The organism is Williamsia deligens (genome assembly GCF_024171765.1).
Classification (GTDB): Bacteria; Actinomycetota; Actinomycetes; order Mycobacteriales; family Mycobacteriaceae; genus Williamsia_A; species Williamsia_A deligens.
This window is the reverse complement of record NZ_JAMTCI010000001.1, coordinates 2,377,013-2,403,047: the sequence shown is the minus strand read 5'-3', so window position 1 is coordinate 2,403,047 and position 26,035 is coordinate 2,377,013. Positions and strand designations below refer to the sequence as shown.

Annotated in this window: 22 protein-coding genes and 1 pseudogene; 10 read left to right on the top strand and 13 right to left on the bottom strand. The window is 63.5% G+C overall.

The genetic code is table 11. From position 1 onward, the window contains the following. Nucleotides 1–12: 12 nt before the first annotated feature. A complete protein-coding gene (locus LX14_RS11330; protein ID WP_253647298.1) occupies nt 13–1,161 on the bottom strand; it encodes a glycosyltransferase in 1,149 nt (382 codons plus the stop codon). 394 nt (nt 1,162–1,555) lie between these two features. Here LX14_RS11330 and LX14_RS11325 point away from each other — a divergent pair, with 394 nt between their 5' ends. The 6 genes from LX14_RS11325 (at nt 1,556) to LX14_RS11300 (ending at nt 9,080) form a co-directional block, all read left to right on the top strand. After that, nucleotides 1,556–3,385 carry a glycosyltransferase gene (locus tag LX14_RS11325; RefSeq protein ID WP_253647297.1) on the top strand — a complete coding sequence of 610 codons (1,830 nt, stop codon included), beginning with the start codon at nt 1,556–1,558 and terminating at the stop codon, nt 3,383–3,385. Further along, nucleotides 3,294–4,355, top strand: a complete 1,062-nt coding sequence (locus LX14_RS11320) for a glycosyltransferase (protein ID WP_253647296.1) — start codon at nt 3,294–3,296, stop codon at nt 4,353–4,355. Before LX14_RS11325 ends, LX14_RS11320 begins: the two co-directional genes overlap by 92 nt. A gap of 17 nt (nt 4,356–4,372) precedes the next feature. Continuing rightward, nucleotides 4,373–5,479: a glycosyltransferase gene (locus LX14_RS11315; RefSeq protein ID WP_253647295.1), complete on the top strand. Its 1,107-nt coding sequence runs from the start codon at nt 4,373–4,375 to the stop codon at nt 5,477–5,479. Between the two features lie 595 nt (nt 5,480–6,074). Next, nucleotides 6,075–6,770 (top strand): glycosyltransferase, encoded by a 696-nt coding sequence (locus LX14_RS11310; protein WP_253647294.1) that lies wholly within the window; start codon nt 6,075–6,077, stop codon nt 6,768–6,770. Between the two features lie 127 nt (nt 6,771–6,897). Continuing rightward, on the top strand, nt 6,898–7,815 hold the full coding sequence (locus LX14_RS11305) for a glycosyltransferase family 2 protein (protein WP_253647293.1): 918 nt from the start codon (nt 6,898–6,900) through the stop codon (nt 7,813–7,815). Next, nucleotides 7,812–9,080, top strand: a complete 1,269-nt coding sequence (locus LX14_RS11300; protein WP_253647292.1) for a hypothetical protein — start codon at nt 7,812–7,814, stop codon at nt 9,078–9,080. Before LX14_RS11305 ends, LX14_RS11300 begins: the two co-directional genes overlap by 4 nt. 34 nt (nt 9,081–9,114) lie before the next feature. On the opposite strand, the gene LX14_RS11295 is transcribed toward LX14_RS11300, so the two are convergent. Continuing rightward, a complete protein-coding gene (locus tag LX14_RS11295) occupies nt 9,115–9,759 on the bottom strand; it encodes an O-methyltransferase (RefSeq protein ID WP_253647291.1) in 645 nt (214 codons plus the stop codon). A gap of 451 nt (nt 9,760–10,210) precedes the next feature. Between LX14_RS11295 and LX14_RS11290 the strand changes: the two genes are divergently transcribed. Continuing rightward, nucleotides 10,211–11,515, top strand: a complete 1,305-nt coding sequence (locus tag LX14_RS11290) for a hypothetical protein (protein ID WP_253647290.1) — start codon at nt 10,211–10,213, stop codon at nt 11,513–11,515. Beyond that, the gene (locus tag LX14_RS11285) at nt 11,512–11,925 is read left to right on the top strand and encodes a hypothetical protein (protein ID WP_253647289.1); all 414 of its coding nucleotides are present in this window, start codon (nt 11,512–11,514) and stop codon (nt 11,923–11,925) included. Before LX14_RS11290 ends, LX14_RS11285 begins: the two co-directional genes overlap by 4 nt. A 566-nt stretch (nt 11,926–12,491) precedes the next feature. Here LX14_RS11285 and LX14_RS11280 read toward each other — a convergent pair. The 3 genes from LX14_RS11280 to LX14_RS11270 all read right to left on the bottom strand — a co-directional run bounded on the left by LX14_RS11280 (nt 12,492) and on the right by LX14_RS11270 (nt 15,596). Further along, entirely contained in the window at nt 12,492–13,097 is a 606-nt protein-coding gene (locus tag LX14_RS11280; protein WP_253647288.1) for a DUF3558 family protein, read from the bottom strand. Between the two features lie 342 nt (nt 13,098–13,439). After that, the gene (locus LX14_RS11275) at nt 13,440–14,870 is read right to left on the bottom strand and encodes a tyrosine-protein kinase domain-containing protein (protein ID WP_253647287.1); all 1,431 of its coding nucleotides are present in this window, start codon (nt 14,868–14,870) and stop codon (nt 13,440–13,442) included. 105 nt (nt 14,871–14,975) lie between these two features. Continuing rightward, complete coding sequence (locus LX14_RS11270; protein ID WP_253647286.1) at nt 14,976–15,596, bottom strand: LbetaH domain-containing protein; 621 nt, start codon at nt 15,594–15,596, stop codon at nt 14,976–14,978. Between the two features lie 6 nt (nt 15,597–15,602). On the opposite strand from LX14_RS11270, the gene LX14_RS11265 reads away from it, so the two are divergent. Continuing rightward, nucleotides 15,603–16,730, top strand: a complete 1,128-nt coding sequence (locus LX14_RS11265) for a cellulase family glycosylhydrolase (RefSeq protein ID WP_253647285.1) — start codon at nt 15,603–15,605, stop codon at nt 16,728–16,730. On the opposite strand, the gene LX14_RS11260 is transcribed toward LX14_RS11265, so the two are convergent. From LX14_RS11260 to LX14_RS11240, 5 genes are all read right to left on the bottom strand, one after another. Then, nucleotides 16,718–17,953 carry a glycosyltransferase gene (locus tag LX14_RS11260; protein ID WP_253647284.1) on the bottom strand — a complete coding sequence of 412 codons (1,236 nt, stop codon included), beginning with the start codon at nt 17,951–17,953 and terminating at the stop codon, nt 16,718–16,720. The two genes, LX14_RS11265 and LX14_RS11260, sit on opposite strands and share 13 nt — an antisense overlap. Continuing rightward, nucleotides 17,950–19,245 (bottom strand): lipopolysaccharide biosynthesis protein, encoded by a 1,296-nt coding sequence (locus LX14_RS11255; protein WP_253647985.1) that lies wholly within the window; start codon nt 19,243–19,245, stop codon nt 17,950–17,952. Before LX14_RS11255 ends, LX14_RS11260 begins: the two co-directional genes overlap by 4 nt. A gap of 197 nt (nt 19,246–19,442) precedes the next feature. Further along, nucleotides 19,443–20,207 carry a glycosyltransferase gene (locus LX14_RS11250; protein ID WP_253647283.1) on the bottom strand — a complete coding sequence of 255 codons (765 nt, stop codon included), beginning with the start codon at nt 20,205–20,207 and terminating at the stop codon, nt 19,443–19,445. Nucleotides 20,208–20,238: 31 nt separating this feature from the next. After that, nucleotides 20,239–21,099, bottom strand: coding sequence for a glycosyltransferase family 2 protein (locus LX14_RS11245; RefSeq protein ID WP_253647282.1), 861 nt, complete (start codon nt 21,097–21,099; stop codon nt 20,239–20,241). Nucleotides 21,100–22,445: 1,346 nt separating this feature from the next. After that, entirely contained in the window at nt 22,446–22,997 is a 552-nt protein-coding gene (locus LX14_RS11240; RefSeq protein WP_253647281.1) for an acyltransferase, read from the bottom strand. 123 nt (nt 22,998–23,120) lie between these two features. Between LX14_RS11240 and LX14_RS11235 the strand changes: the two genes are divergently transcribed. Further along, the gene (locus LX14_RS11235) at nt 23,121–23,480 is read left to right on the top strand and encodes an LbetaH domain-containing protein (RefSeq protein ID WP_308214120.1); all 360 of its coding nucleotides are present in this window, start codon (nt 23,121–23,123) and stop codon (nt 23,478–23,480) included. Here LX14_RS11235 and LX14_RS11230 read toward each other — a convergent pair. From LX14_RS11230 to LX14_RS11220, 3 genes and pseudogenes are all read right to left on the bottom strand, one after another. Beyond that, nucleotides 23,470–24,063 (bottom strand): annotated as a pseudogene (locus tag LX14_RS11230) (GDP-mannose 4,6-dehydratase); the annotation flags it as partial. The gene LX14_RS11235 and the pseudogene LX14_RS11230 sit on opposite strands and share 11 nt — an antisense overlap. Nucleotides 24,064–24,106: 43 nt before the next feature. Beyond that, nucleotides 24,107–25,102 carry a GDP-L-fucose synthase family protein gene (locus LX14_RS11225; protein WP_253647280.1) on the bottom strand — a complete coding sequence of 332 codons (996 nt, stop codon included), beginning with the start codon at nt 25,100–25,102 and terminating at the stop codon, nt 24,107–24,109. Further along, nucleotides 25,099–25,761, bottom strand: coding sequence for a class F sortase (locus LX14_RS11220; protein ID WP_253647279.1), 663 nt, complete (start codon nt 25,759–25,761; stop codon nt 25,099–25,101). The genes LX14_RS11225 and LX14_RS11220 overlap by 4 nt, the downstream gene beginning before the upstream one ends. Nucleotides 25,762–26,035: the final 274 nt, after the last annotated feature.

The window sequence follows — 26,035 nt, the reverse complement described above, 5'->3', positions numbered from 1 at the left end:
ATGGATGTGACCTCACTCGGCCGACTTGACGGCAGCCGGCTTGCTCACCGATCCGCTGCGAGTCGGCGCAAGGGCTCGCGTGTAGCCATCCAAAACCAACTCCCAGGAATACTGGCGTCTTGCGCGCTCTCTCGATTCCTTGCTGATTCGGCTCCTCAAAACAGGGTCACCCAGAACCGCCTCAAGCCCCTCGACGATGCCGTCTGGCGTCGGCGGCACGAAAACCCCTGCTGCGCCCAGCACCTCGCGGTTGTAGACCGTGTCGCGTGCGACTATCGGCGCACCGCATGCCATTGCCTGAACCAAGGCCGGGTTCGTTCCGCCGACACTGTGCCCATGAAAGTAGGCTCCGCACTTTTTCCACAAGGAGAAAAGCTGTGAATCGTCGCTGACGTGGCCCAGCCATTGAACATTGTCCCGACCCGCCGCGAGATCTTCGATCCGGCGGTCGAGCGGCCCGCCGAAACCCGACGTCCCCACGACTACAAACCTTGTTCGGTCCATACGATCCACGGCGTCGAAGAATTCGTTGATCGTGTTTTCCGGAACAAAACGGGCTACCAGGAGAGCATAGGTTTCGTCCTCGAAGGGAAGGCCGTCCGCTTCGGTAAAGGTCGCCTCTCCGCCGTAAGGGATGAACGTGCCATCTCGGTGGAAATTCTTTTTCCAGTAATCGCCAATGGCCTGCGCATCGAATATCAATTCGTCCGCCCAGCGGGCGGTCATGCGCGCACCTATCCGGAAGATGTATCGAGCCAGGCGACCCCACTTCGCGCGCTCCCACTCGATGCCGTCGACGTTGACCACCGTTTTGACGCCGCAGAGTCGAAGAAGCGGGAGCCAGTATCCGTTGGCGACATTCATGACGAGTGCAACGTCGGCGCGGCTTCTGATCGCTGCCAGCGTCGCGGTGAGTCCAAACGAAATCGTGCTCAGAGACTTGGTGTTCAGCCCAGCCGTGTTCTTCGACCGAACGCGTGGGTCCCGCGACGGGTCGTCATCCCTCACCGAGCCCGGCCGGCCGTACACAGTAACGGAGTGCCCACGATCGGCCAGGTGGGGAGCGAGTCGACGAACCAGGGTTTCGAAACCACCGTAGTAACTGGGGTAACCGCGGCTGCCGATAATTGCAATACGGCGGTTGCTCGTACGGCGACTCATTTCGCCGACCTAACAAAAGGTGCGAGACATTCTTTCCCCTGCGACGGACCACAGGAATTTTCGCCCCGCGAGACGCAACTTCGAAAAAGACACTCGTGCTGGCGCTGTGCCACGGTGTACACCCTCAACCCCTTCACAAGTGCGACTCGGGTGAGTACACCGCACGTAACCGAACTCCGCAACTCGTGCATCGGATCCTGTTCACATTCTGGAAACACAGCGATCGTCGAATGTTTCTTTGGGGCCCCTGACGGCTGCATAGACAGCTAGGATCCGCCTGGAGACAGGCTAGTCAGCGGCCGCCCTTCTCGCCGGATATTGTCATCCGAACGCTGTATTGCCCGGACCCACTTCGCTTGAACTGCGAGAATTGACATGACCTGGAGGGCCATCAGTGCACGTGAACGCACCTTCAGCCGGCGTCGCGGCCGACGTGTGCGCAGTGGTCGTTCACCACCGCAGCCCGAGGACTCTCGGCGCGACCGTCGAATCCCTGCGGGCATCGGGGATCGCAGCGTCATCGATCGTCGTGGTCGACAATTGCGGATCCGATCCTGAAATTTTGCATTCGCTAGTGGGTGCCGAAGTAAATATTGTCCTGACCCCCAATCTTGGGTACGCGGCGGCCGTGAACCGCGGAGTCGATTACTTCAAACACGCCACTCATCACAGGTATCTTCTCGTGTCCACTCACGAGACCTTGGTCGACGCAGAGTGCGTCGCCGAGTTGCACCAGCACATGAGTACTCATCCAGAGGCAGCAGTCTGCGGGCCCCTGCTCACCATCGATGAGTCGTCTACGGTGTGGTCGGCCGGTGGCGTTCTCACTCCGTTCCTGAAGCTTCCGCGTCACGTCGGCCACAGGAATCCGATGGCCCTCGACCGACCGCTGGACGCGCGGAGCGTGGAATGGCTCGATGGCGCGCTCCTTCTGTACCGCAAGGAGGTTGTCGAAGGTCATCCGATACCCGAGGACTACTTCCTGTACATGGAAGAGGTAGACCACCACCTGCAGCTACGCCGCCTAGGGTTTGAGGTGATGTGCGTCCCATCCGCTGTCGCCGACCAGAGTTCGAGTGGGATTCCCCCGTACTTCCTGGGGCGCAACATGCAAAAGCTTCAACGCCGGCACGGATCTGCGCTTTCGCGCGCGCTCGCGACACCACATGAGATTGCGCGCTTGGCCACCGTTGACATGAAGCTGGGGCGGCCGCCACGGCGATCCCTGACGGCATCCAAGGGACTTCTGGACGCGGTACTCGGACGACATCGTTTCCCAGGAAAGTCCGTGACGGTTGCCAACCCCGTCGCTGCCACGCTTGCTCACTTTTCGGAAGAACTACAGGCGACGATCGAGAGAGCAGGCATACCGACGAGGCGACTCGATTTGAACGAACCGTCCCAGGCCAGTTACGGACGGGTTGCCTGGCTCTTGCGGTACTACGTGAAACTCCTCCGCACGAGATTGTCCCAGGGCGGTCTTGTCATCGTCTGTTGGCCGCCTCTCGGCCTCTTCGACGTCGCGCTCACGAGACTTCTGTGTGGCCGAGGCAGTGCCGTCATCGTTCACGACCCTGAGCCACTCGTTCGGGCGGTTGGCCACGGGCGTTTGTCGGCGTTTCTCGCTCGGCGCGCTAAGGGCACGACCGTGATCTGTCATAGTCGGCAAGCGCAGGAAGTCCTGGCCAAGATCGGGATAGCTTCCATTCTGCTTCCGCATCCCATCACGAAACCGAAGTCCGCGGACCAAGCCAGCGCACGGAATACGCTGCTTGTCTTCGGCCAGTACAAGCAAGATCGCGATCTTGACCTGATGAAATTTCTCGCCTCGAGCGATCTTGCCTCGACCCACCGCTTCGTTGTCAGGGGTCGACGCTGGCCACCCGTCACTGGATGGGAGGTCGAGGACACCTTCGTGTCTGAGTCCGAGGTTGACGACCTGCTGCTGTCAGCTTCGGTTGTGCTAATCCCGTACCGGAAGTTCTTCCAGAGCGGAGTGGCCGTCAGGTGCCTTGAGCTGGGCGTCCCCTTCGTGGGGCCCGACGAAACAAGCCTGATGGACCTGACTGGCAGCGACTCGCAACTCTTGGCCGGCTCACGCGCCGACTGGCTCCGCGCCGTTCGATTCGCCCATGCGCAAGGACGAATTGGCGCAGACGAGCGCGCCGATCGCTACCGACGCGAGGCCGATCGAGCGTGGAGGGCATTCATCGATGAGTCGTGAACGGGCAGTGATGCTGGCCATGGGACGCAACAGCCGAACCACAAAAGAGACTTGGCGCTCGAGCAGGAACATCGTCGACTACTGCACCCTGGAGTCGGCCGCACCAAGCGGTAGGCGTTTTGGTTCTCGAGTCCTGGGCCTCGGGCTGGACAGCGCCCGCTTGGCCATCAAAGCGGTTCGCGCCCATGGGCGACAGACGTTCTACCTGTGCGGGAATCCGTGGACGGCCGTCGCCCTCCGGTGCCTTGGGATTAAAAGCTTCGCCGTAATCGGCATCTACGCGCTTCCAGGCACCCGAAGCTGGAAGCTTCTGCGGCTCGCCGTTCGTCGCAATCCCGTCTTCACACTTGTCGACATCGAAGCAGACCAGTGGAACCAAAGCGGCGGCGTCGCACACGTTTTGCGTTATGGCAACACGTTCGGGTACCCGCCACAGAAGGTAGAGCGGGACGAGCCTTTGCGCTTGTTCGTAGGCGGAACGTCGGATCGCGACCCTGGTCTGATCTCCACACTTGTCGACGAAGTACAGGCAAGCGAAACCGCCGTCAATCTCACTATTATCGATGGAAGCACGACACAGACCTGGCAGAACGACAAATCGTCTATCACGTGGTGCCCCCGAGTAAGCAGCTCCGCCTTCGGTGAGCTGATGTCCCACTCAGACTTGGTGGTACTGCCGATCCGCGATTCCGGAAGGGCCGCCGGCCACATGGTCACAGTTGGGGCGTTGGAGTGCGGCGTCCGCGTATTGGCGACGGACGCCCCCGGGATGCACGGCTACATCGACGGCCACCATGTGATTGCAATCGACCGCGAACGACCAATTCTCTCGCAGGCCCGCTCTACCGCACGTCGCGACGCTGCCTCGTCGGCGGGAACCCGGAACTACTGGCAGAACGAGTACAGTCTCGGAGCGTTCGTCAGCCAGATCGATCTTCACCTCGCCGCTGTTGCTTCCGGAGACCTGTGACTCGACGCGAGCGAGTCATGGTGTTCCACACCGCCAGAAGCGTGCATCTGTACAGGGTGCAGGCGTCATTGGCCGCGAACGAACCGCGGAAGCTCTACTACCGCCACCACAGTTACGACTGGGACGAGGATCTCGCGGAGGCAGTCGGAGCACAAAGAGTGTCCTACCCAGGACTAGCGGTCGCCATTGTGAGAGATCGGCCTCGATCAATAGAGATCAACGAACCGCTCTATGTGCAGGCGCTGGCATTGGCGATGTTTACGGTCGCGATGAGTCGAGTTGCGAAAATCCTGCGCAAGGGTGAGTCCGAGTCATGGAAGATCGTCTTCTATGCAATCGAGAATTTAGACCCATTCGCGACCCTCGACCACAGGGTCGGCCGCCGACCGATGCCATTCCGCCTTATGGGCAGACCCGCTGCGATCATCGCGCGGATCGGATTCAAGTTTGTCATCGAAAATACGTTTCGAATAGCTTTTGGCTCACCGGGAGCGCGTCGCACGTACGAGAACCTAGGCGTCGATACATCTGACGCGCCGACGCGTTGTATCGCCGAGTTCTTGGAGTTGCCCGCTGTCTGTAAATGCGGAAACTTGGAGAAGAAGCGGCACACCCTCTTATTCGTGGGGGAATTCTCCGCGCGGAAAGGGGTCCCAGAGCTGTTAGACGCGTGGACTCGCCTCGAGGTCATCGCTCCCACAACCCGGTTCGTCCTCATCGGGAAAGGACCCCTCGAGGGTGCGGTGCGGGAGTGGGCCACCGCGCGTCCGTCGACATCTCTGTTGTTGATAGACCCCCCTCGTGACGTAATCCATGCGCACTATCGAGAGGCGAGCGTGTTCTTCTTGCTGAGCCAACCCGATCCTGTGTGGCGCGAGCAGGTCGGACTGCCGATCAAGGAGGCACTCAGCCATGGGTGTCTTGTCATCACAACGACCGAAACCGGACTCGCCGGCTGGCTCGGGTCCAACGGCCATGTGCTACTTCCACCGGGACCGCTGACACCCGATACCATCGCAGAAATCAGTAAGAAGGTGACACGACAAAGTGCACAGCACACTTCGCTGACCGCGCTCCCGGCCGTCGACGCCCGAGATGCCGCGGACCGCTGGCTGCATCGATAGACCGCCAAGCTTCGGCACCGCGTTTCCAGATCACAGGGCAGCCTCAGTTGATTCATTGCAAAACTGTTCCCACGTGCACTTAATATGGCACGCTTGCCACTTCTCGCGTCCTCCCCCATACTCTCGAGATGACCCGGGGGGATCTTGCAGGAACAAGATGGCAGCAAAGTCGAACACAAGATGCACGACATGGTTCGACGAGAATCGAATATGTCCAAATCTACGAAACCGCGCGGACTACTCATCTGGATCACATCAAGCAATCCGGCCGCGAGAAGCTCCTTCTGTATCGCAAAACCAGCTACGACTTCGACAGCGATCTAGCGCGCTCGGTCGGCGCCCGACAGATGGGACGAATGCGGGTCTTGGCGCTTCTTCTGAGGTCTCCCCCGAACGTCGTTGAGCTGAACGAGGCAGCGATGCTGAACGGGTGGCCATCGCTATTTTTTTATGTGTCAGCAATTAAAATTATGAACCGAGTTCGGCCTTCAAAAATTCGAGTAGTATCCTATGCTATCGAGAACAATGACACTATCCGCGCATCCGCAGTTATACGCGGCTAGGACGAAAACTGTCATCGCTCATCGTCAGTTACATGGTGACGTTCCTACTGAGCGAGAACTCCAGGCTCGCGTTCGGCAGTCCGGCAGCCGCTGCGAATTACAGCCGGTTCGTAAGACGCCTGCCCACGAACATCGAGGTCAAGCAGGTCTTGGAGCTTCCCGGCCCATGCAAGTGCGGCCCCTTGTTCAAGACGCCAAGTCTGCTTTTCGTAGGCGAATTTGCAGCGCGCAAAGGCACCTTCCAACTGATGGCACTTTGGGACGCGATTGAGGCCATTCTCGCGGAATCCCGAGACGCAGATAATTTGCAGCTGGTTCTGATCGGCAAGGGGGAACTCGAGCCCACGGTGCGCGCTTGGTGTTCCGGACGTGCACGGGTCAGGCTCGTGGTCGACCCGCCTCGATCCCTTATTCACGCACACCTCAGGCGATCAAAGGCGCTGATATTGTTGTCCCAGTCGAACGCACGCTGGAGGGAACAGACTGGACTCCCGGTGGGCGAAGGCCCGTCCCACGGGTGTCGAATTATCTCGACCGACCAAATCGGTTTCGCCGATTGGTTAAAAGAGCACGGCCACGAAATAGTGCAACAAGATTTCGACGTTTACAAACTAGCACGACGCACCGTCGAAGTTCTGTCCGCCGCCGAGGACCCCGACGCGATCGTGCACTCCCTCCCCCAACGTGACGCCCGACTCGAAGTGGATCAGTGGCTCCGACACACGTAGAGGCAGGGAGCGCCCGAACATCCTCCTTTCCGGTCCTGAGGCGTCCCGCCCGCGCACGGACTCTCCCAGCGGCGGGGCGCACCGCACGGTAGATTCATCCTCGTGGCGGTGGCACCCGGAGGCTTTTGTGAGGCCTGAAGAACATGACAACCGCTCAGCGGTCGTCAATCATCGGCCGGTATTCGCCGTGGTGGTCACTTTCAACCCAAACTTGGAAGATCTGTCACGGTGCCTCCAAGCCGTTTCGGGCGAGGTCGACCGGATCGCACTTGTCGACAACGGGTCGACAAATCGCGAGGCGCTGCATGAGTTGTTACAGCTCAACGCTTGGCCAGTTGAGTTCATTGGCCTAGAGCAAAACAACGGTATTGCTTCGGCGCTCAACGTCGGGTTGTCCCGAGCCCTCGACGCCGGCGCTGTATCCGCACTGCTGCTCGATCAGGATTCGGTAGTTATGCCGAGCACGGTTGAGCGCCTTCGCAGCCACTGCATGAACGGTGTTGCGTTGTGCGCACCTCGAATTTCCGACCGGAACAACGACAATATAACGCAGACATACAATGCTGGTGTCAGCGACGTGAACTATTGTATAAATTCGGGATCACTTCTCCTGATTGATGCCTGGCAAACGGTCAGCGGCTACGACGAAGGAATGTTCATCGATTTCGTGGACTTTGACTTCTGCCTTAGATTGCGGTTAGCAGGTTATCGAATCGTCAAAGACGATTCGGTTGTCTTGAGCCATACCATCGGACAACAATCTCGTCATGGCGGAGTTGTGGCTTACAACCATTCTGCGTTCAGGTTGCGACATATGGCGCGCGATATGCTGTACTACGCGGCGAAACATCGGAATTCGCCTCAAGATCTACGGGTGGCTCGCCGTTCCACCGGTGGCACGTTGCTGGTCATTGCTAAAAAGGTTGCGGTGGTGATTATTTTTGAATCATCGAAGCTCGAAAAGACTGCCGCCCTGCTCAGCGGAACGTGGTCCGGGTTGAAGCGGCACGGCTGGGGCCGCGCGCGCGGCGGGTTCGTGGCGTGATCATCACCAATCTGCGCAAGACAAAGATCTCAGATAGCCCCACGATTTTCCGAGCGCCGGCGTTATCTCTGGCGTCGCAGGTTGCAGGTGTTCTGCAACTCTTCGCGTTGCTGTGGCGCCACGGGCCCTCGAACGCAACTGATACTTATTTCTACCTCTTCAACCTTGGCAATCTGCCAGTACAAATTTTAATTGTTGGCGTCATGTATCCGCTGCTCCTGAACGACAGTCGACTGACGCGGCGTGGTGCCAGACTGTTCGCAGTCGGAGTACCGGCTTCTGCCCTCCTCGCGGTGTTGCTGGGCACCCTCTGGTTGGCTGCCAACGGCAGAATGGTCGAATCGCTTGTCCCTGTCGCGGTCCTCTGTGGGTTGAATTCCTTGTTTCAGGTTTTCCTCTGGTTCCGCGCCGTTTGTGCTGAAGCGAGCGGTTCGCCTCATTGGGTGTCAGCAATCGCCCTCCCCGCCAACATCGCGGCAACTCTGGTGATGATCTTTCCGTGGCCATCTTCGACAGCGACAGTGATTGCGATGATGGCCGCTCTCACAACAGCAAACGCCGCCTTTGCTGCTGTTGCGTTCAGAATGAAGGTTGGCTCCGAGGTGGTTGAACTACTTCCCGAGAAGTCGGGTGGCGTGAGGGCGGGCTCTGCTTGGTTCCTTGCGAAGTCCGGGGTCAGCTACGGCGGCCTCATGATCATCCAGTCGCTGTCTCTGGTGCTTCCTCCGTCTACGCTTACCCTGCTTACAGTGCCCATGAAGATCGTGGCATCTGTAGCCGCGACCTTTGTGAACGCAATCCTGCCGCGCATGGTTCATCAGACCGCCGAATCGCCCGCCGAAGGACGCGCGTTCTTGCGGATCCTTGTCGTATGGCTCGTGCCTGCCGGAATCACGGTAAACATAGCTCTGGTGCTTGCTTTCCCGAACTACAGCCTGATCGGAATCGTTGTCGCACTATGGCTTGTTGCCTCAGCGTGCTCGTCCGTGGCGCAGCGTCTCGCGTTTAGGTTTCTGCCACCGAGCGCGTCTCGAATCACGATGGTGGTAGTACCAGTAGTTGTACTCGCAGTTGCTCTTTCTGCTCCCCTACCAGGATTTGGGCTGATTGCGTTGTTGGCTGCGTACGCGACCGTCGATGCGTTGTCCGGTCTGCTGCTGCTCATTGCGATGCGGGACAGGATCATGACAATTGTTCTCGGTCTGGCGACAATCGCACTAGCCGCAATCTGGGTGTCAAGCGTACTTTTCCAATACGGAATCTAGCTCACAAGAAGCGGCGAGTTCATCAGGCCCGGCGCTAGGGCCTTTGCCATACAGAAGTCACTACAGTTCCCCCTCCGCCGGGCTTCGCTCCGCGGTAATCGCTTCGGTACCAGTCATTCAGGATCTCTCCGGCGATCGCGTACTGCGGGCGATCAGAATCGTCGAGGAGCAATGCACCACCCTTACGGACTTTGCAAGCTGCCTCTTGAACGCAGCTCACGCGGGCGCGTCCGTCGACAATCACCAAATCGAATGATCTGTCGGCGTGATCTCTAATCGACTGGACGTAGTCGTCGTAGAACACTCCTGGGGTCGACTTCGAGCTCACAGCTCCGCTTGCGGCTGGTGGTATGAATTTGACAGTCGCCCCGTCTGGTATCACGTCTCGTAGAACTTTAGCCCAGTCCGCGTCGTGTTCTACGGTGATCACTTGAGCGCCGCGGTCGCAAAGCCACAACGTCGATCCGCCACCGCCGTACTCGTAAACCTTCGAAGAACTCGAAAGCAACCTTTCGACAGCTTCGATTGCCTGGTAGTTCCACCAAGGGAGTCGCAGCTCTAACGTCGTGCGTCCACGATGCGACGCCCATTTGCCGACCTCGCCGAGCCTGCTTGGATTTTTAACGTAGAACGCCGCTAGGTTTGAGACGGACTTCACGCGTTGCGGGAGGGCACTCATGGTCGAAATTCTCCCTCGGAACGGGCGAGCCCGCATGGTCAACGTGTGTTCCGACTCTAGCCGCTGTGGCAAACTACTTCTGATATCGGATCCTATGCGGATGCGGTGGCGGTCGTTGCGTCCGTCCTTGTCGCTCAGCGCATCATTGACCGACGTCGGCCGGCAACGATCATTTTTGGGTAGCAACGATCAGCGTTGGTAGCAACGACGGCCTCGGTGTTCGCGGTGAGCTCGCCATACACACCCCACCAACGGCGTGCGCAACCTACCGTTTAGCCAAACCGCAGACCTCGCGAGCACCGAGGGCATTGCCTAAGACTGCACCACCCAGTTCGTCGAGATCGCCGACGGGCAAGTGGGGATACTCACGCGCCGGGCGACGCATCTAGCGTGATGGGGCTGGTGGTCGGTACGGCGGGCGGATCGGGCGGTAGTACGGGATGATCCGTGAATGACGCAGATCGTCGACATCCTGCTTGTGCTGTCATTCCCCAGCTACCTAGAACTCAGCGTCATCGTTGGCGCAGGTGCGTTTGTGGCACTGCTGTTCGCCCACAGCCCGCGGGCAGCGTTCGTTTTCTGGATGGTCGTGCTCGTGGCGGTGCCATTTTGGTTCGTATTCGATGCGTTCCCGCTTCCGCCGGCCACAGTTGCGTTCGCGGTCATCGCGCCCTGCATCCTGATTAACCGCCCGACCGAACAGGTCGGATTCATGGGGTCAGACCGCGTGCTGTGGGCCGTGTTCGGGATCGGTTTGGCGGCCTATCTGTTTCTGGACACACCGAAGTACGCGATCACGACCGTCATCTTCCAGTGGGCGACCGCCTACATCGTCGGACGGCGCCTGGCGTTGGTGTGCGGACTCGAGTTCGTCGGCGACGTCCTCGCATGGGCAGGCGCGATCGTCGGCTTGTGGGCGTGCGTCGAGCTGGCGTTCTCGTGGCACGTCTTTGAGCACACGAACACGATCAGCCAGAAGCTCGGCTTCTGGGCGAACATCCAAACCCGGGGCGGCCTGGACCGCTCCGAAGGCGCATTCGGTCACGCCCTGGCGCTGGGCGGGTTCTTGTCACTGACAGTGCCGTACGTGATGACGATGCGGCAGCGCCGCCTTCGCCTGCCGTTCACGGTGGTCGTGATTGCCGGGGTGCTCGCTACGTTCAGCCGCGGTCCGATCAGTTCCGCGTTACTCGCCGTCGTGCTGGCACTAGTCTTTCTATCCGGGCGCGTTGTCGACGCAGGCACCCGGTTCTGGGGTGTCGTGCTGAGCCTGGCAGTCGGCGTCGGCCTAGTCCCGTTCATCCTCACGAAGTTCTCTACCCTTGACGCGCGCGAGCTGGACCCGAGCACCAACTACCGGGAGAACCTCTGGCGCTTAGTGCCGGGTGACATGTCGATCATCGGGCAGGCCCGCAACGTCGGTGTCGACAGCGCCGGCCGTTCGCTGTACCGCGAGTTCGGGTCGATCGACTCGACGCCGCTGCTGACTGGTCTCGACTTCGGATGGGTCGTGACGATGCTGCTCGTGGCAGGGGTGCTGGCCATCATCTACCGGGTGATTAGCGGCAAGGGAACGGTCGCCGACGTCGCACTGTTCGGGCAGGTGATCACCCTGCTCACCGTCGCGCTAATCACCCAGTACTGCGCCGCGATCTGGCTGCTCGTCGGACTGGTCGCTGCGGAGCAGGCTCATCGCCGGCATCAGACGCAGATTCTCGATAGCGAACCCGTCGACTTGGTCAAACAGCCGGCGTGACCTCGGCGCGCCGATCGCCGCCGCGCCGACTACTGATAGTCCTTGGTGTCCTGTTCGTGTTCTTCACAGGCTGGATGATTCTCGCAACAGGGCCGGACGGCAACGTGTCGAATCCCGACGGGCTGCCGCTCGAGTTCCGGGGACAGATTTCCTACGAGGTGGGGCCCGGCCAGTCGTGCGGATCGGTCGCGCGAGAACACCACGAAGTCCGCATCACTGCGTCCGCCGTCAGGACAGTAAGGCTCGGGCAGGGCGTGGTTAGTGACGGCTTTTGCATCTACAAGTTTGCGGTCGCCGGTCCGTTTGCGGGGCGAAGTGCCGTAGTGCGATACGACGGCCAGGACCGGCGGGTTGTGCTCCGCGACGGTCTCTCCATCGGCGGGGTGTTCCTCCTCGGCGACAGCACCTAGAAACTCCGACAAAAGCGCCGGGGAGGTCCGCCTCATAGCCGTTCGACGACGCGTCCTGTGGCGCAGGGGAGTACAGGCGCGGCACCATCACGTTGATGCCACTTGATCGTGACGGTCGCGGATGCCAACGCGAGATCTGATCCTGCCTCGCCGTGATCGAAACAGCCCGACACCGATCGCCCAGCAGCGGCGTCGGGACGATCGCGACCCCGGTGCTGCCGAATCCGGTGATGTCGCGCGTCGACGTCCTAGCGTTGGGCCACACCTCGGGACTAGTCCGCAGACCGTCGAGGGTTGGACGCCCGAGTTCTAGACGTAGCCGATGTAGTACGCCGATCTGTTGTGGCCGAGCGTCGGAGTTTCGACCTTCATTCTCGTGTCTAAGACCCGCATGCCGACGCGAGAGTTTGGTGCCGCGACGGGCGACAACCCCGCCCGCCACAGCGGGCAACACGCCACGTTCTAGACCGCCGAACGATGAGTTGCGGACTACCAGTAGCTCGACCGGCCCAGACGAACAACGACGCACTTCAGGGTTGCGCGGTGGGGGCAGCGCGAATGAAGGCCTATGTTGCAGACCACCCGAGCTTGGTCAGAACCACACCGACGGCCGAAAGCGTTGGCTTACAGGGGTCTTGGCCCTTCAACACGGACTTGTCCGCCTCGTACTTCACGCGCAGGTAGTAAAAGGCGGGGACCTGCGGTCCGTAGACCACGGCGTCGCAAGTTGTCGCGCCCGTGGTCGTGCGGACCAACTGTTGGCCGCCCACCTTCATCGTCACCTGCGCGAACTCGCCGTAGTTCTCGCGCTTGTTCCCGCCGGACTCCTTGTCGAGGAACATCGCGAAATCCTTACGACTGCCGGATACGGGCCAACGGCAGCCTGCGAGACCACCCGAGGACTCTGCAGTCGGCCCTCTTGTGGTGTCACCGTAGACCAATGGTGCGAGGTCGTTGCTGTTGAACAGCCCACACAACTGCGAGCCCGTCGGTTCGGCGGGGCGCACTGGCGTCGCGGGTGCAGTGACGGGCGTGGATGACGAGGCGGGCCGAGACCGAGGGGCGTCGCTCTCGCGCAGGCCGCTACCACCGACGAGGACGCGACCACGCCGGCGCAGATCGTGGTGGCACGGAACCTCGTCATTGCAACCGTCCTCTCGAGATGCCCTCATCGATGCTGCTCGTAACACCGGCAATGGAATCCGCCCGCATATTGGAGGGCAACTGAGCTGCCCAGCCATCGCCTACGCGTGGCGCGACTGTGGACCGCACAGGGGCACGGACGACTAAATCGTTGTGGGGTTGTGGCGCTGCGGACCGGGTCAGCCAACCCGGCCGCGCGCAAACGGATGGTCGCCCACCTCACGTCGGCAGTGCTCATTGGCGCCCGAGGAGACCGTGGTCAGGCGGTGATCCCGAACTGCTGGCCCGGCCTCACGCAGCCAGTTCGCCCCATGCACGGAGTTCACGGTCGAGTTGGATTCATACGGGAGTCACGGACCCGCAGGCCGACTTCACCCGCGGCCAAACAACCTCGGTCGCTTGTTGACGGTGTAGTAGCCATACCCTCGACGGTCCTGCGGTGCCTCCATCAGTACCAACCCCAGCGGCAGCGCGCCGCCGGCGTCGAGCTGCGCTAGTGCTGCGGTGAGGTCACGTCGGCGGGTCGCGCCGGAGCGGACCACCACCAGCACGCCGTCCACCCAGCGAGAGAGCACCACGGCGTCGGTCACCGGCAGAACAGGTGGTGCGTCGACGATGACGTATTCGAACGACCTGCGCACCTCCTCGAGCGCCTGCCCTGCGCGCTGGGTCCCCACGAGTTCCGCCGGGTTCGGAGGTCGCGGCCCCGACGCGAGTACCCACAGGCCGTCGGTGGACGTCGGCTGCACGAGGTCGGCCAGCGTGCCCTCTCCCCGAAGGTGATTGGTCAAGCCCACCTCGCCCAGCAACCCCAGGCGCTCGTTCACCTGCGGCCGCCGGAGATCGGCGTCCAGGAGCAGGACACGATGACCGGCTTCCACCAGGGATGCGGCCAGGTTCATGGCGGTGGTCGTCTTGCCCTCGGCGGCTGCCGGGCTGGTCACGAGAATCACTCGAGGAGGGTTGTCGACGGCTGCGTACGTGAGGTTGGTGCGGACCTTGCGGAACGACTCGGCAGCCGCGCCCCCACCCGTGCTGAAGTCGATGAGATGCCGGCGCTTCAGTGCGCCGTCCGACGGGATCGCGCCCAGGACCGGCAGCTCGCTGACGAGGCCCAGATCCTCCTCACGTCGGATTCGGTTGCTCAGCCGAGCGCGGGCGACCACACCGACGAGTCCGATGAGCAGACCGGCCGGAACGCCGAGGGCGACGTTGCGGGTCGTCTTCGGCGTGACAGGACTTGACCCGGCTTGCGCAGGGTCGACGAGGGTCAGTTTCGCCAGCGGTTGTCCGCCGCCGCTCGGCGTCTCGAGCCGTGCCACGTACGACGTCATCGACCGCGCCACCGCGTTGGCGAGATTCTCGGCGGTGTCCCGATCCGGCTCGACCGCTGTGATCGTGAGCAGCACCGAGTTCGCTGCCGACGCGGACGACAACGCCTTCTTCGCGTCGTCCAGGCTGAGCCGGAGACCCGCCTCCTGGATGGCCTGTTGGACCACAGCTCGCGAGGTCACGAGTCGCTGATAGGACGTCACGCGTTGCTGTGACGCCAGCGAACCCTGGTACGCGCTGGTGGTGTTGTCGTCCGTCCCGGACGTCACGTACATGGTGGCCACGGCTGCGTACTGGGGCTTCTGGGCCAAGCTGTACCCCAGGGCGAGCAGGCCGAAGACAACAGCCGTGGCGACTATCGCCAACCACCCGCGTCGTAGAGCCGCCAGGACCTGCCGGATCCCGTCCCTGTCAGGCTCCGCCCACGCGCGTCCGCCGGCATCGTTCTCGACCGCGCGCGGCAAGGTCATGAACCACATCCGTCCTGTACGGGCCGAATCCGCGGCTGAATTCCTGGGTTATTCGTGATGATAAATGCCGAGACGCATTATCGACCAGAAAGCAGCTGAGGTTCCTCAATCTGCCGCCGGTGTCGCGTCGGCCGCGCGCCTGGTGAGCACGTGCGCCTCCGGTGCCACGAGGACGGACCCTTCCTCGGTGGACCGTCGTACGACAGCGTTCGCACCGACCGTCGTACCGGAGGCGATGGTGATCGGCCCTGCCACCACCGCACCGGCCGCGATGGTCACGTCGTCGCCGACCACAGGCCGTCCCTTGCTCGAGAACCCGAGACTCACGTGTTGGTTGATCCAGAAATTCGCGCCGATGGATTCACACGAGACAAGTGTCCCCACCCCGTGATGGATGAAGAGGCCGGGACCCACGCTCCCGGCCTCGAAGAAGGTCCCCGGATGGACCGGGTACATCCGGGCGAGGACACGGCGGACGACGGCGTTCTTGTCACGGAGCCGAACGTGGACCACCGTCCGGAACTCGGGAAGGGATGCGGTGAAATAGGCGAAGACGTCTCGATCCGGGAGACACGCCAGATCGTCGCGGCCCGTGCACTGCACCCACCGCGCGATGTCTGCCCGCAGCAGATCGCTCCCCTGCGATCGACGCGCGATCCACCACAGCACTGCGGCATAGGCCCTCGCGGCATACACGGTCGACCTGGGCAGACCCGAGCGCGGCATGCCGTAATGGTATGCCGCGCCTGCGATGCAGAACCAGCATTGACGTGCAGCGGGCCGTCTACGCTGTCTCTTGTGCGGTCCGCGCTCCTCTTGCTGGTGGCAATCCTGCTGCTCGTCCCCGCATGCTCAGCAGGTCGACCACCGGCCCCGGACGAGTCGCCGAGCCCCCGGCCGGCCGTATGGTCCCGCGACACCATGTCGTTGAGTCTTCCGGGCCTCGAGGAGCTCGGAGCACGGACCGACGAACAGCTCGATTTCGCGGCCGCGCAGGGCTTCACTGCCATTCGCGTCCCCGTCAGGTGGTCGGAGATCGAGCGGGAACAAGGACAGTTCGACTGGGGCCCGCTGGACAAGACCATCCGTTCTGCCGCTGCCCGGCAGCTGCAGATCCTTGCGGTGGTGACCTGGGCCCCCGCGTGGGCGGTCGATCCGTATCAACGCAGCTACTCCCATCCCGCGCCACAGTCGGCCGCCGAGTTCGCCCGTTTTGCGGGTCAGGCCGCCGCCCGCTACCGCGGGCTCGTGTCGGCGTGGGAGGTCTGGAACGAACCCAACATCGCGGTCAACTTCGGCCCCGTCCCGGACGTCAACCGGTACTGCGACATCCTGCGGCGGAGTCACACGGCGATCAAAGCCGCCGCGCCCTCTGCCCTCGTGATCACCGGGGGTACCTCCCCCGCCGCCGACACGAGCAGCTCGGTGTCCCCGGCGAACTTCGTGAACGCGCTCTACACCTGTGCTCCGAACTCGTTCGACGCTGTCGCGATGCATCCCTACCCTGGCAACACCCTGCTGGGTCGGCAGACCGGACCCAACACGTCGACCGGTCAGATCGCGCAAGTCAACGAGGTGATGAAGTACCGCGGCGACACCCGTCGGAAGGTCTGGTTCACTGAGTTCGGTTCCAACACGGGCACACCCCCCACAGGGGTATCCGACGAACAACAGGCACAAGTCCTCTACACGGGGGTCTCACTGTTGCGGCAGCTGGATTTCGCGGGACCGACCTTCGTCTTCACCCTCCGTGACATCGACACCGGGAGTGCGGTGCCGGATTACAACTACGGCCTGGTGCGCTCAAACTTCTCCGTCAAACCGTCGCTGCGCGCCGTCCTGGCCGCCTACCGGCGTTGATCGCGGCCTACGAGCGACGTCGCCCAGTCCTCCACACGCGCGAGCGCCGTGTCCGCCGCCAACGTCGATCGCGCGTAGGCGGAACCACGGCGGGTCATCTCGGCGGCCCGAATCGGATCCGCGGCCAATTCGGTGACGGCTTCGAGCAGAGCTGCCGGGTCGCCGGGATCGACTCGCAGTCCGGCACCCGACCTCACCAATTCGTCGTGAGTGAGGCTGTACTCGCGGGTGGCGGCGACAACCGGAGTTCCGCTGATGAAGTAGGACGTCAACTTGCTGGGAACCGCCATGTCGGAGATGTCCGCGGCCTCGTTGACGAGCAGGATGTCGGCTGCCCCCAACGCAGCCACGTACTCGCGCTCGGGGAGTGGATCGACGAACTGGACGGTCCCCACCCCGGATGCCCCCTGTTCCAACCGCGCCCGCTGATTTCCGTCGCCCATGAGTACGAAGCGGACGTCAACGCCTGTTGTCTGCGCGAGGCGGCCGGCCTCCACCACATTGTCCAGGTGCTGTTTCACACCCATGTTGCCGGCGTGCAGAACGACCACTTCCCCGTCCCGCCACCCCAGCGCTCGGCGGGCAGCCCCGCGGTCGCCCCTGCGTCGGTCGACGGGTATGTGAGTCCAATTGGGCAGCAGAGAGATACGTGAGCCATCTACACCGATGGCCTCGAGCGCCGAGGCGAATCGCGGGTGCAGAACGGCCACGCCGTCGGCCTGACGTATCACCGTCGACTCCACCCGGGCCACGATTCGTTGCCCTGCGATTCCCGTCTCCTGTACCCCCTGGGTGTAGAGATCCTGGACCCAGACGCCGATCGCCGGTCGGCGTGCACCCAGGCGCAATGCCGGAACGATGACCGCGTTCGCCAAGAGCGCTGGGGACACGACGACGACGACATCACTGGTGCGCGCAGCCCGGAAGGCGGCGGAGGTCACCACTGCGCGACCGAAGGACAACTCGAACCTGGCCCGCCGGGCCGCCGACATCGTCGACGGCACGCTGTGGCGGACGCGGTGAACCTCGACGCCGTTGATCCGTTCGTCGATTGCCTGCCCCCCATACCGCTCGTCGACACGCCACTGCGGATAGTGGGGATACCCGGTGATCACGCGCACGAGGTGACCACGGGCGTGGAGGTACTCGACAGCAGCGGCCGTGTAGGGGGCGATCCCTGTCGGCTCCGGCGAATAGTTGGCACCGATGACCGTGATCCTCATCCCGCGTGCACCGCTTCGGCTCCGGATTCGGCCTCGGCCGCAGAGCGCCGTCGAACGAGCCGGGGCACCGAGGTCAGATCCGGGACCACCTGGCAGAGAGCGACCGCACATGCGGTCACCGTCACCACGCCCACCGCCCCGAAGCGAGGCGCGACGGCGATGCAACCGACGACGGTGACGACGACCATGGCCCCCAGACACCACGTCTGCCACCGTGCTCCCGAAGGGTTCGTGAGGAGAACACCAGACGGCAGATGCGTGGCCTGGACGATCAACAGTGCACCGAACGCCAGCGCCAGACCCGTGGTCACCCTGATGGATCCGCCGGAGATCAATGAGCAGACCCACGGACCGAGCACGGCGAGCACTGCTGCGCCCACTACCGCGATCCCGCAGAACGCCCCGGTCGTCCTCACCCACAGAGCGATGACCGAGGTGTGGTCGGCGCGCCTCTTGATGAACACGGGCCAGAGGCTCAACGCTGCGGTGGAGAGCACCCCCCAACCGATCCCGAACACCTGGGCCATCAGCGCGTACTGCGACAACTGCTGCGGGGTCGACAGGTGGGACAAGAACATGCGTTGCACCTGGATGCCGAACGGGATCCCCACGGACACGAAGAACAGCCAGAGTGATCCCGCGAGCATCGTGCGTATGGACACCCCACTCGGCACAGGGCCGAACATGAGTCGGCCGATCCCCGTGATTCGCAACGCCACCACGGTCGACGCGAGGTTGCCCAGGAGAATCCCGAGAAGAGCGGGCAGCACGAACCAGATCCCTCGCACTCCGACGGCGTAGAGGAGCACGGTGATCATCAGGCCCAAAACGGAATTGGACATGGTCGCCAACACTGCGAGTTCGTTCTTGTCCGCTCCGATGAGGAGCCGGAGACCTATGCCCGCGGGGATCGTCCAGGCGAACACGATGACCCCGGCGGTGATGGCCCATCTGTCCTGATCTCCAGACCGGAGTCCGATGAGCACATCCCAGCCGTCAGCGGCCATCACCGCCAGCGCTGCAATCGTGATGACGACTGCAACCACCACCAGGGACCGGAAAGCAGCGCGCACCGTGTCCACGACGTGGAGGTCGGTGGAGGGTGTCCGGGTGGTCGAGACCGCGTTCATCGCAACCGCAGCGATGCCGAGGTCTGCGAACGGCAGGAGCAGACCGATAGTGGACACCAGGGTCACGAGGCCGTAGGTCTGCGCTCCGGTCGCGCGGATCACGATGCCGGCCGCGACGACGCCGCACAGCGCGACGATCGGCGTCCCGAGTATTCGGAACACCGTGCTCAACAGGAGCGAGCGACGCTCTGAGGTCGTGAACGCGCGCCCCGCAGTGTCTTCCGAGATCCGCGTGGGAGAGGTGACCCGGTGCCGCCCTGCGGGAAGCGCGGGCGCCCACGCGGGATCGGCACCCAGGGCAGGCGCGGGTCGGTACCAACCCTGCGGCTGCGCGGATCGCCGTCTCCCGGGCACAGGCCTCACCTCGCTCTGCCGAGCACACCACGCAGGTGCCGCTTCGCAGCTGCTTCGGCCTCGACGATGTAGGACATCGCCGTGAACAGCCGACGAGATGCGGCGGAGCGGGACTCGGCCACGGACCACGCTGCGCGGATGTCACGAAAGTGTTCGCGCTGAGGACGCACGCTGCCCGCCCCGGAGGTGTCGAACAGGCACAGGCTTCCGGCGATGACGACCGGTTCGGCCCGGCGGGCCGCCTGGAGCATGAAGAGATGGTCCGCCGCGAGTCCGAACGTCGTCGAGTATCCACCGACGGCCGAGACGATCTCGGCTCCGAAGACTGCGGCCTGGTGCGGAATGGGGGCAACACCGAACTCGAACCGCCGGCGGTGAAAACGCCGGTATCCCCAGTACCGGCCGGTCCTACCGCCGTCTGTCACAAGCGTGGCGCCGCCGAACCCCCACGTCCGGCGTACGTCGGTGTCGTTATGGGCGAGCGCTGCCACGGCGCGTCCGACGACATCCTCGTCAGCGAAGCGATCGGACGAATGAAGGAACCAGATGAGATCGCCCGACGCATGCCCGATGCCCTGATTCATCGCGTCGTAGCGTCCGCCGTCGCTCTCCGACTGCCAGTACGCGATTCCGGCCTCTGCGAGGAATTCGACGACCGACGCACCGGAACCACCGTCGATGACGATGTGTTCGACACGCGGATATCGTTGTGTACGAGTGCTCTCCAGAGTTGCGCGCAACCCGTCCAGATCCCGGTAACTGATCGTCACCACCGAGACCGTCGGCGCATCGGTACCGCCGTCAACCATCCGACCGCCTCCCGCCCGGCATGGCCGCGCCGACGAGGCTCCGGACGAGTTGCAGACACGCGAACAGGATCGCCGACGCACCCGGCCGCCCCGCTCGGACGCCCGTTGTGATCGACCTCCAGACGCCGTGGGGGGAGCCACCGGCCACCGCCGCGACCACCGGGTTGGTCAAGAAGTAGTCGCCTCGCGCCCGGGCGGTCGTCGAACCCAGATGTTCCAGGCCCCAGGCGATGTAGTCATGACTGTCGTCGTGGACCGTTCGCGACACCGACGGGTGATCGACCCGCATGATCGTCAGACACTCGGGGGCGTGCCGGATCACCAGCCCCGGGTTGTCGCGTTCCACCGCGGCGAGCCACCCTGGTTCGTCGTGCGGGGAGCACCCCGCGCCGTCCAACGGCGTCCTCAGCGCGAGTTCGCGCGGGAAACACATCGTCGAGCTCTGGATCATCGCGTCGCCGCTCCGGATCGATCGCCGCGTGAACAGATATTGGAGAACACCCGTGCCATGCGGCATCAGGGCACGCGGGATGACGCGATCCCTCTTCCCCGTGCGTCGCATGGCCGCGCGCGTCGACATCACCCAGGCCGAGCCGGAGGGCATGCGGTCGACCTCGATCAACTGCCGTTCGATCTTGAACGGATGCCAGAGGTCGTCGTCGTCAAGAAGCGCCACGATGTCGCCCGACGCTCTCTCCACCCCGAGCTGGCGCGCCCGGGCCGGTCCGTGCCCAGAACCGGTGTGGATGACGGTCACCCGCGGATCGTCCGTTCCCGTCTGGACCGGATCGATGGTGTCGGCCACCACCAGGATCTCGAGGACTGCCGCCGTCTGATCCAGAGCCGAGTGCACCGCCGAACGCAGGGACGATCGCCCGATCGTCGGGATGATGACGCTGACCGTCGCGTCCGTCTTCACCCGGACCTCCTCGGATCACCCTGGCGGCCGAGGCCGCACGACCGTGGTTCCTGGCAACAAGTATGGCCACAGCCAACGCCGTCTCGGCGGCATATACGACGGGGAGGTTGTAGCTCCACGGCGAGAACAGCAAGTCCCAGATTCCCTGTACACCCAGGTAGGTCAACAGCGTCGCCCACACAGGATTGGCGGGTGCGAGCCGGATCAGGACGACGCACACGCCGATCAGGTAGAGCGGCAGCAGGGCCCCGAGGAACCCAGCCTCTGCCGTGGACCCCAGAAGGATGGAATGCAGCGACACAGCGCCGCCCGGCAAGCGCCAGGCGTACTCGAACGGGTACGACGAGTCGAAGCCGATCTTCAGGGCGAGTTGGTAGGCCCTCTCGAACACCTCCGGCGAGATGTTGTCCGCGCTGCCCCAACCCAGAACGGGCTTGGCTGCGATCGCGGTGAGCGACAACGGCGATTCACTCCGACCCGCGAGAATCGTCGGCACGTGATCGCCGGCCTGGGACTCGATCTTCTCGGTGAGCGATGCACCGAGCCATCCGGCGCCGGCCGCGAGCCGCAACGCCACCGATCCTGCCACCGCCAGCACCAGACCGGTGATGATCTTGGCGGTCACCGGCGTCGCTCGCACGCGGATTCTGTCCGTCGCCACGAACACCGCGGCGACGAGGCACAACAGAGAGTGTGAGCGAAAGTTCAGACCCACACTGACCACGGTCATGGCGAGCAGCGCCGCGCATCCCCACCAGGGACGAGCCTTGTCGCCGCGGGTCAGGCAGACCAGAATGAGGACGGTCACCGAGGGCGCCCATCCGTACTTCCACAGGTTCGCGAACAACTCACTCTCGGTCAGTGCGGTACCGAACACGAGATAGAAGGCGATAGTGCCCAACGCGGCACCGGCCAGGATTGAGACAGTCTCTCGGATGCTGCGAGCGAGGAGCACGATGCCGCAGAAGTACAGCCCACAGGCGGGAAAGGACGGGACCCCTGGAGCGAGGAGCGACGTGCCGTTCACCAGTGCTGACGTCACATAAGCGATGCTCCCCAGGGACGCCGCCCCCAGGGGGAGCCACAGCCGCCGGTCCCCGAGTCGCTGGAAGTACAGCACCACCGCAACGAGACACACGAAAGAGAAGCCTGTGGCCGCATAGGTCATCACCGGGATGACGGAGGTGGCGCCGGCCGCGACGAGCAGGATGTTCCTGGTCCGTGTGCTCGCGTGGGCTACCGGTGGGCGCGACGGTGCGTGCACCGGCCGGGCCGCGACGTCAGTCAACTGGCACCGTCGAACGGGGCCGGCCGTCGGCCTCGAGGATTCGCCGTAGACGGGCCGGTGCGCCGGCATAGACACCGTTGTCGACGCAATCGGAGGTGACCACACTGCCCGCGCCGATGACGCAGCCCGATCCGATCGACACCCCCGGCATGATCACCGACCGGGACCCCACCCAGCTCCCTTCGCCGATCGTTACCGGCGCGGTTCTGTGCTCACCGGAGCGAAGTGTGGCCGGACCGATGTCATGGGTGTACGTGATGACCATGACCTCGTAGGCGAGCGCCACATTCTTCCGTAACACCACGGGCGCACCGAGATCGAAGAAACACCCGTGGTTGATCAATACGCCACGCTCGGCGGTCAGCCCACTCCACGCACCGATAAAGCAGCCCCCGCTGATCAACGCCCTCGGGTGCACGCCCTTGTGGCCGACCAGACGCAGAAGTGCGGGCCGGACCATGCGCGGGATCCACCGGCTTGCCAGCACGGAGTTCAGGACGATGTCGCGCAACCACAGGTCGATCTCCCCGCGCGCCACGTGCACGGCCCTGGCCAGTAACACCGTCCGACCTCCCTGGGGGAACCCGCCGTCACTGCTCGACGTGTCTGCCGATGAGTCCAGCTTCAATGCACTATCGCGAACGCGAACTAGATTATCGTCGCATCCATGCCTGAGGTGGGTGAACCGCCGCCGCGGCGGCTATTGCGCGAGTTCCGCGGAGACGGCTACTCGCGAGGGCGTCCGGTGTGGACGCAGGTCGCCTGGTTGATCTGCTGGTCATTCGCATCGCGGTGGTGGTGTCCGGGATCGGTCCGCGTGTGGATCCTGCGCGCGTTCGGCGCCTCCATCGGGCATGGGGTCGTCTTCCGCCACAACGTGCGCGTTCACTGGCCGTGGCGGCTGACGATCGGCGACAACTCCTGGATCGGCGAGGGCGCCTGGATATTGAACTTGGAACGAGTCCATATCGGCGACGACGTGTGCATCTCGCAGGACGTCCTGCTCTGTACCGGGTCTTGCGTGTGACGAACGTCTTCCCGCGGCGAGGCGACTCGTGGTTGAAGAGGATCCCGTTCACGGCGAACGAGCCGTACGCCTCCCGGTGGTTCCGGGTCATCCAGTACGAGTAGAGCTTTGCGGCAGCGTAAGGCGACTTGGGGGAGAAGACCGTGGTCTCGGACTGCGGAGGCGGGCTGGCCCCGAACATCTCCGAACTCGATGCCTGATAGAACCGGCAGTCGACACCGACCAGACGGATTGCCTCGAGAAGCCTCGTGGCACCCAGTCCTGTCGCGTCGCCCGTGTACGCCGGCTCGTCGAAGCTGACTCGGACGTGCGACTGCGCGGCAAGGTTGTACACCTCGTCCGGTTTGATGTCGGCGAGAAGTGTTGCCAGACGGCCGCCGTCGGTCACATCGCCGTAGTGCAGCGTGAGTTGCCCGCTCGCGTCGTCGTGCGGGTCGCGATAGATGTGGTCGATCCTCGCGGTCGTGAGGTTCGAGGACCGTCGGACGACGCCGTGCACCTCATAACCCTTCTGCAACAACAGTTCGGCCAGATACGAGCCATCCTGTCCGGTGATCCCGGTGATGAACGCCTTCCGCGCCATGCTGTGATCCTTTTTTCGATCCGGTGTGTGGGCTGCGGTGGCGTCAGGTTCGGACGCCGGCGGCGTTGCGTTGATACCAGTCGACGGTGGCCGCCACTCCGTCTTCCAGCGATATCGCGGGTCTCCACCCCGTGGACATCAGGGTGCTGACGTCCAGGAGCTTGCGTGGGGTCCCGTCGGGTTTCGATGTGTCCCAATCGGTTCGGCCCGTGTAGTCGACCGCCGCTGCCACGACATCGGCGATCTCGGCAATGGTCACGTCCTGCCCGGTTCCGACATTGACCTGTTGAGGGCCGTCGTAGTTAGCGAGCAGGTGGAGACATGCCGATGCCATGTCGTCGACGTGGAGCATTTCTCGACGGGGTCGCCCACTCCCCCAATTCGTGACGAACTCGTCCGATGCTCGTCGCGCGTCGTCGTACCGGCGGATCATGGCCGGCAGGACGTGCGACGTCTCCGGCGAGAAGTTGTCACCCGGCCCGTACAGGTTCGTCGGCATCGCCGATATCCACGCGAGCCCGTGCTGACGACGGACCGATTGAACCTGGATGATGCCCGCGATCTTGGCGATCGCGTACGCCTCGTTCGTGGGTTCCAGAGGCCCTGTCAGAAGCGCCGACTCGGTGATCGGCTGCGGGGCCAGCCGCGGGTAGATGCACGACGAACCGAGGAACAACAGTCGCGGGACCCGGCTTGTCAGCGCGGCATCGAGAACGTTGACCTGGATCTGCAGGTTCTCGGACAGGAAATCGGCAGGATAGGTGTTGTTCGCTTGTATGCCGCCCACTTTGGCGGCGGCGACGATCACGGCCCGCGGCTGTTCGTCAGCGAAGAACCGCATTACGGCGTCTCGGTCGCGCAGATCCATTTCGGATCGTGAGCGCTTGAGGATTCGCGTGAAACCGTCGGCCTCGAGACGCCGGACGATCGCAGAGCCCACGAGACCGCGATGGCCCGCCACATATGTCGGAGAGTCGCGCGCCGGCAGCCACTGGCCGTCGCGGGCAACGCCCCGGTCCCGATCCCGCGGCGCGGTCATCGGGCACCCCCGGCGAGTTCGGCGAAGGCCACCGTGTTGTCCTCGCTCTCGCGAACCGAGGAGTCGAAGTCGCCGCTGCAGGTGATGAGCGCGAGCTGATCGGTGGCGGAGTGCACCGAGAGCTGCCGACGGAGAGCCGCCGGATCCGTTTTCGCTATCCCCGTGACGACCTCGGTGACCTTGTACTGCAGGCGCCCGCGCCCCCGAGCGTCATCGAGCAGGATCCCGTCACCGGGAACGAGATCGGCCAATCTGTTGAACACGGCGTACCCGCCGCCCGCCTGGCTGTGCCCCAACAGAACTGCCATCCCCGATCGGCCGGGGGCTGCGCCGTCCGCCCACCATCCGACGCGTGAGAGGTCAGGCGGTACGTCGAAGGTCGATACACGAGCACCGTCGACGAACGGGTCGGCCGCGGTGTGGGTGCCGAGCCGCATCACCGTCGTGTTGACCCCGATTGCCGGGATGAAGACGTGGCCGGGTGTCATGGTCGCCGTGCGAACGTCGAATGCGGGGACTTCACTCGTCAGCGCCCGGGATTGCGCTGGTGGGTCGCCGACCGGATAAGGCCGCGTCGTCGGCTCGGACTGGTCGGCGCAGCCCGCGGCGAACGCCACGCACGACAACACCATCGACAACCCACGGAGCGTCGGCGCCACGCGAGTCATCTGGGTCATGACCGGCGGACGAGTCGAACGAGCAGCACTGCACCGAGACCAGCGATCAGGCCTGCCGTGAGGCCCCACCCCGGCAGGTCGCGGCGAACGTCTGGGCTGCCTGCTCCGGTCGGCGCCTGAACCGGCCACTCTCCAGGTGCCACGTAGACCTTGTCGGATGCGGGCGTCGCCGGAACCAGCGATGCCGCGCCCGGTACGACAGCAGAGGACACCGCGACAGTCGGCGGGACCGGCGGGTAGGGAGCAGCGGACGCGT